We start from the raw sequence: 6,381 nt of genomic DNA on the forward strand, positions 1-6,381 counted from the left end.
TCGCGGGCAAACCACGCTCCCACAGGTTCTGTGCCGTTCACATTACTGTGGTACGACGCAAAACCTGTGGGAGCGTGGCTTGCCCGCGATGGCCACACCTCGGTCTCAATCCTGTCTCAAACGGCACTAAACCGCTGCCCCAACCCCTGCTCGGCAAACTGTTCGATAATGAAATCGACAAACGCCCGGGTCTTGCCCGGCAGCAGTTTGTGCTCGGCGTAATAGATCGAAATATTGCCATCATCGACATACCAATCCGGCAATACCCGCTGCAACTTGTCCGCGTCCAGATAGCCGACGGCGAAGGGCATGCTCACCAGCGCAATGCCCAGACCCTGGGCCGCCGTGGCACACGCCGCTTCCGAGTCGCTCATGGTCATTCGCGCTTTCAGGGACAGCGGACTGTGTTGCCGGCTGCGGCTGGTCAATTGCCAGGAGCGTACGCGGCCGGTCTGCGGCGAGCGAATCAGGATGCCATCGTGATGCTTGAGATCGTCGGGCTCGATGATTGCCTCGTGCGCCACCAGATAGTCCGCAGAAGCGACCAACACGCGATGGGCCGGTGTCAGCTTGCGCGCCACCACGCCTTGGGGCAGTTCGAATCCACCACCAATCGCAGCGTCGAAGCCCTGGCCGATCAGATCGACCTGACGGTTATCGAAATGCCAGTCCGGGTTGATCGCCGGAAAGCGTCGCAAAAACTCCCCGAGCAACGGCACGATGTACAAGCGCCCGAACACCGTGCCCATGCTGACCTTCAACGTCCCCGCCGGACGCCCCTCGGCGCTGGCGAGATTGGCCACGGCATTCTGGATCGTGTGCAAACTGGCACTGACTTCGCCGAGGAACAGCTGACCTGCCTCTGTCAGCGTCAGGCTGCGGGTACTGCGCTGGAACAGTCGGACTCCCAATCGCGCTTCAAGTTTGGCGACGCTTTTGCCCACCGCTGCCGGTGTCAGGCTCAAGCGTCGTGCGGCTTCGGCGAAGCTGCCGACCTCGGCGCTGCGCACAAAGCATTCGATACTGCTGAAGGTTTCCATGGTTGCCACTATAAACTTTTGGTTTACACAGACTATCGTAATTACCGTCTACACAGCGTGTAATCGGAAATCGATACTAGGCTCCATCAACCGGGACATCCTGCCTCGGGACTTTGGAGATCGATATGACTACTCAGAACCTCAGCGGCAAAGTGGCTTTGATCCAGGGCGGCTCCCGCGGGATTGGCGCCGCCATCGTCAAACGCCTGGCCGCTGAAGGCGCGACAGTCGCCTTTACCTATGTCAGCTCCACGGCCAAGGCCGAAGAATTGCAAAACAGCCTCATCGCCAACGGTGGCAAAGCCCTGGCCATCAAGGCCGACAGCGCCGACGCCGATGCCATCCGCAATGCCGTGAACGCCACGGTAGAAACCTTTGGTCGATTGGACATCCTGGTCAACAATGCCGGCGTGCTGGCCGTTGCCCCGCTGGAAGAATTCAAACTCGAAGATTTCGACCAGACCCTGGCCATCAACGTACGCAGCGTGTTCATCGCGACTCAAGCCGCCGCCCGCCACATGACCGAGGGTGGCCGAATCATCAACATCGGCAGCACCAACGCTGATCGCATGCCCTTTGCCGGTGGTGGCCCGTACGCCATGAGCAAATCGGCGCTGGTCGGCCTGACCAAAGGCCTGGCCCGGGACCTCGGGCCAAAAGGCATCACCATCAACAACGTGCAGCCCGGCCCGGTGGATACCGACATGAACCCGGCCGACGGTGACTTTGCCGACAGCCTGATTCCGCTGATGGCCGTGGGGCGTTACGGCAAAGCCGAAGAGATCGCCAGTTTTGTCGCCTACCTCGTCGGCCCGGAAGCCGGCTATATCACCGGTGCGAGCCTGACCATCGACGGTGGTTTCGGCGCCTGATACAGGTCAGCTCAATACAATCCCCCTGTAGGAGCGAGCCTGCTCGCGATAGCGGTAGATCAGGGACATCAATGTCACCTGACACACCGCCTTCGCGAGCAGGCTCGCTCCTACAGAGGGATTTGTGTCAGGCCCAATCGAGCGCTGGCAAACCACAGGCACTTGGCTTGAACGCTCTGAGCGTACGAAGAATCCCATCAGCGTGTGCGTATTTTTCATCAGCCATCGCAACATCCGGAATCGCAATTGCCGTCATCCCCGCCGCTTTCGCCGCCGTGACACCGAACGGCGAATCCTCGAACACCAGGCAATCCTCCGGTGCAACACCCAGGCGTCGCGCAGCGGTCAGGAAGATATCCGGTGCCGGTTTGGCCGCGCCAACTTCCGGGTCATCAGCAGTGACGATGGTGTCGAACAGCGCGAACCACTCCCGATGCAAGGTGGTTTTCTGACCAAACGACTGGCTCGACGAACTGGTACCCACCGCGATGGGAATGTTATTGGCCTTCAGATGCCGTACCAATTCCTGTGCGCCTGGCATCGCTTGTGCTGTAGGAAAACGCTCGCGCATCAGGGGCTCGCGGATCAGCAGAAACTCCTCGGCACTGATCGGCAAGTCCAGCGCTTCGACCACGTAACGGGCCAGGTCGCCGGCGCCACGACCGATGATGTTCTGCTTGATGCTCCAGTCGAATATCCGCCCATAGCGCCCGGCAATGATGGACGTGACTTCGGTGTAAATGCCCTCGGTGTCCAGCAGCAAGCCGTCCATATCGAATATCACGGCCTTGATCGGGCCGAACTCATTCAGCGCTGCATTCATCGCATCAGATCCGTTTTCAATGGCATCCCAGGCGGCTCGGGTGCGGCCGGTTCCGTGATGGATTAAAGGTTTCAGCAGCATAGCGAGCGCGACCGGCATAGAGCAACGGGCAGAATCCGCCCCTGTTTAAGCAATGACGATGATTTAGCGATTTGCCCTACAGCAAACACCACCTTTCCCGACTTCTTTCTCGACTGATCCACCGCAGAGTTTCGTGCTCCCTCTTCAGCCGTACGAAAGACTGCGAATGTTCGATCCTGACAAGCTGCTGGCCCTGAACAACACCATCGGCTTGCTGGTGGTCGCCGCGATGAACCCGGAGCAACCGGACATCGAAGCACTGCTCGGTGAATTCCGCCTCTGTCTCAACGACTACGAGGCCTGGGCGCAAAGCTTCTGGACCGGCGGCACACTGGATGTCGAGCAGGCGTTCAAGGTCGGCAATGACGTCCACCTCAGTGCGCCGAAGAACGCCACCACCCCCATCAGTTCCACCGTCGCCATGTGCCCCGCCAGCGGACCGCTGACCCTGGTGCATATGTTCGAAGCGGCGCGCTTCGTGCCGATCGGCAATACGCCAGTGATGCTCGAACCCTTGCTCAACGAAGGCCAGGGTGAACCACAGTATGGCGCACCGATTCATGAAACCATCGGCCCCGGCGGCATCCTCGAAATCCCCGATTGCTGGCGCGGCAATCGTTACCGCATCACCTTTTTTCCCAACGTCACCACTGATCACATCAAAGCACTTTACGACTCATACCAAGGTGTCGTCGGTGAACTGGAAGGCTGGTTGCGCAGCGAGTGGGAGAGCGAGTTTCAAACACAGTGGGCCGGGTTTTCCGAGGCAAATTTCAAAGAACGCTACGGCATGCTGCAACGCGCCGACTGGCGGGGCTTCGAGAACTCACTGAACGGCTTGTGGGATGACGTAAAGCAACTCTACGCCCTGATCGCCGACCTGCAGACCAACAGCGCAAAACTCCTTGAATACCTGACCGAAGCCGAACTCGAGAGGCTGCTGAAGGCATCGACCGACGCCATCGCCAATCTGTTGCTGGTGCTGAGCGACGAACCATTGATGTTCATTTATCTGGCGGCTTTCACCAGTTGGCTGAAGATGTTGCCGCCGCAGTACATCGCCGAAGTCGTGGCACAAATTCGTACAGAGCTGCTGATCAGTTTCCTGCTGGTGTGCTTGACCGGTCCATTAGGGTTGAAGCTCGGCATGAGCAGCAAAGTGCTGGGCAGGATCAAGTCCGAGCGCGCCCGACGCTGGCTGTCCGCGGCGGTTTTGCGACTGGCAGAACTCACGAGCCGCCCTGATCTGACCGCTCACGCGGGCGCTCTGAAGCCCTTGATGGTGAGTGCCCGAAACGCACCGCTGAAGCCTGCCCCCACCGTGCCGTTGCGGATCAGAGCGGCAGGTTCGGCGGATAGGCTGGTAGACAATCCGGTTGCCATTGCGCGGAACAAGTCTGAAGCCAGGACGCGCCTGGGCCGACAGGAGCATCGGGACGACGTTCCCAAACCGGCGAAAAACCCCAACGGCGACAGCGTCGAACCCGCCGCCCACACCGCCACCCACGGCTGTCCGCTGTCGCTGGTCACCGGCGAGGAACTGCTGACCCTCACCGACGGCACCCTCGACGGTCTGCTGCCCTTCGCCTTCACCCGCCTGTATCGCACCAGCGCCGTCGACCTCGACTGCGGCCTCGGCTTCGGCTGGAGCCATGCGCTGAGCCAGCGCCTGGAGCTCGACGGCGACACCGTCACCTGGGTCGATCCGGAAAACCGCCGTACGCCGTTTCCCCGCCCCAGCCTGGCGCGCCCGGCGATCCACAACAGCCTGGCGCGGGCGGCAATCTACCTCGGCGAGCAGGCGGATGAGCTGATCGTGGCGCTGGCCGGCGAGACGCCGCGTTTCCAGCACTTTATCGACGGGCGTCTGACGGCGATCAGCGACGCCTACGGCAACCGGCTGACGGTGCAGCGCGATCTGGCCCAGCGCATCCAGCGCCTCGATAACGGCGCCGGGCGTTGTTTGCGGCTGCGCTATGACCGCCAGCACCTGATCGCCGTCGACTACCAGTGCTTTGACCTGGCCGACGAGCAGCCGCCGGCCTGGCGCACGGAGCAGACCCTGGTCAGCTACCGCTACGACGGCCGCGGCCGGCTGATCGAGGCCACCAACGCCGTCGGTGAAAGCGAGCGCTACGACTACGACGAGCAGCACGTCCTCCTGCAGCGGCAGCTGGCCGGCGGCGCGAGTTTCTACTGGGAGTGGGAGCGCGCCGGCAAGGCAGCCCGCTGCATCCGCCACTGGGCCTCCTTTGCGCAGATGGACACGCGTTATGCCTGGGACGCCGCCGGCGGGGTGCGGCTCACCCACGCCGATGGTAGCCAGGAAAGTTACGTCCACGACGACCAGGCGCGGCTGGTGCGTCGGGTCGAGGCCGACGGTGGTGAGCTGCTTAAGGCTTATGACGCCCAGGGCCGCCTGATTGCCGAGCAGGACGCCCTCGGTGCCGTTACCAACTACCGCTACGACGAAGTCGGCCGGCTGGTCGCGCTGATTCCGCCGGAAGACGAGCCAACGTCCTACGAGTACCGCAACGGCTTCCTGCATGCGCGCTATCGCGGTCAAGCCAAGTGGACCTACCAGCGCAATGCCCAGGGCGATCTCACCTGGCTGATCGACCCCGACGGCCAGAGCACCTACCACGAATACGACGCGCAGGGCCGTTTGCGGCTGATCCGCTACCCGGACCACAGCGTTCAGCGGTTCGCCTGGAACGGCCTCGGCCAACTGCTCGAAGAAACCCGCCCCGACGGCGGACGCCGGCAATATGCCTACGACGCGCGGGGGCGACGGACCACGGTCGAGGACGAGTTCGGCGGCATCACCCGCTACCAGTGGGACGCCGTCGGCCGCCTGTTGCAGGTGACGTTGCCGAGCGGCGCCCGCCGCACCTTCAGCTACAACGCCTACGGCCGGATTACCGCCGAGCGCGACGAACTGGAGCGCGTCACCCGCTACGAGTACGCCGACGATTTGCATTTGGTCAGCCGGCGGATCAACCCCGACGGCAGCACGCTGCAGTACCGCTACGACCACGCGCAGCTGTTGCTCACCGCGATCGAGAACGAGTCCGGCGACAGCTATCGGCTGGACTACACGCCCGGTGGCTTGATCCGCCAGGAAACCGGCTTCGACGGTCGGCGCACCGCCTATGCCTACGACCTTAAGGGTCAATTGCTGGAGAAAACCGAGTTCGGCGATGACGGCTCGCAGCTCGTCACCGCCTATCAACGCGACAGCGCCGGACGCCTGTTGCTCAAGACCCTGCCCGACGGGATCAAGATTGAGTACCGCTATGACCGGCTGGGGCGGCTGGTCAGCGTCGACGACGGCCAGGACCACCCGCTGGCGTTCGAATACGACGCCCATGACCGGCTGATCACTGAACACCAGGGCTGGGGCACCCTGCGCTACGGCTATGACGCCTGCGGCCAGCTGCAGCACCTGCGCCTGCCGGACAACAACCGCTTGCAGTACCACCGCGCCGAAGGCGGCGCGCTGACCGCCATCGACCTCAACGGCACGCGCCTGACCGGCCACCAGTTCGCGTGCGGCCGCGAACGC

Annotated in this window: 4 protein-coding genes; 2 read left to right on the plus strand and 2 right to left on the minus strand. The window is 62.4% G+C overall.

What is annotated here, in order from left to right; translation table 11 throughout:
- Positions 1-116 precede the first annotated feature (116 nt).
- Positions 117-1,040 (minus strand): LysR family transcriptional regulator, encoded by a 924-nt coding sequence (locus BJ917_RS08635; RefSeq protein ID WP_121103058.1) that lies wholly within the window; start codon positions 1,038-1,040, stop codon positions 117-119.
- Positions 1,041-1,165: 125 nt separating this feature from the next.
- Here BJ917_RS08635 and BJ917_RS08640 point away from each other — a divergent pair, with 125 nt between their 5' ends.
- Positions 1,166-1,912: a 3-oxoacyl-ACP reductase family protein gene (locus BJ917_RS08640; RefSeq protein ID WP_096512773.1), complete on the plus strand. Its 747-nt coding sequence runs from the start codon at positions 1,166-1,168 to the stop codon at positions 1,910-1,912.
- 127 nt (positions 1,913-2,039) lie between these two features.
- Here BJ917_RS08640 and BJ917_RS08645 read toward each other — a convergent pair whose 3' ends face one another.
- A complete protein-coding gene (locus tag BJ917_RS08645) occupies positions 2,040-2,735 on the minus strand; it encodes an HAD-IA family hydrolase (RefSeq protein ID WP_121103059.1) in 696 nt (231 codons plus the stop codon).
- Between the two features lie 247 nt (positions 2,736-2,982).
- Between BJ917_RS08645 and BJ917_RS08650 the strand changes: the two genes are divergently transcribed.
- The coding region (locus tag BJ917_RS08650) for a DUF6531 domain-containing protein (protein WP_147432557.1) at positions 2,983-6,381 on the plus strand (3,399 nt) is incomplete at its 3' end.

The organism is Pseudomonas sp. WPR_5_2 (assembly GCF_003634475.1).
Classification (GTDB): Bacteria; Pseudomonadota; Gammaproteobacteria; order Pseudomonadales; family Pseudomonadaceae; genus Aquipseudomonas; species Aquipseudomonas izuensis.

Excerpts from the sequence above, each read along its gene's own strand:
- BJ917_RS08635 (WP_121103058.1), bottom strand. The coding sequence starts at position 1,040 with ATGGAAACCTTCAGCAGTATCGAATGCTTTGTGCGCAGCGCCGAGGTC.
- BJ917_RS08640 (WP_096512773.1), top strand. The coding sequence starts at position 1,166 with ATGACTACTCAGAACCTCAGCGGCAAAGTGGCTTTGATCCAGGGCGGC.
- BJ917_RS08645 (WP_121103059.1), bottom strand. The coding sequence starts at position 2,735 with ATGAATGCAGCGCTGAATGAGTTCGGCCCGATCAAGGCCGTGATATTC.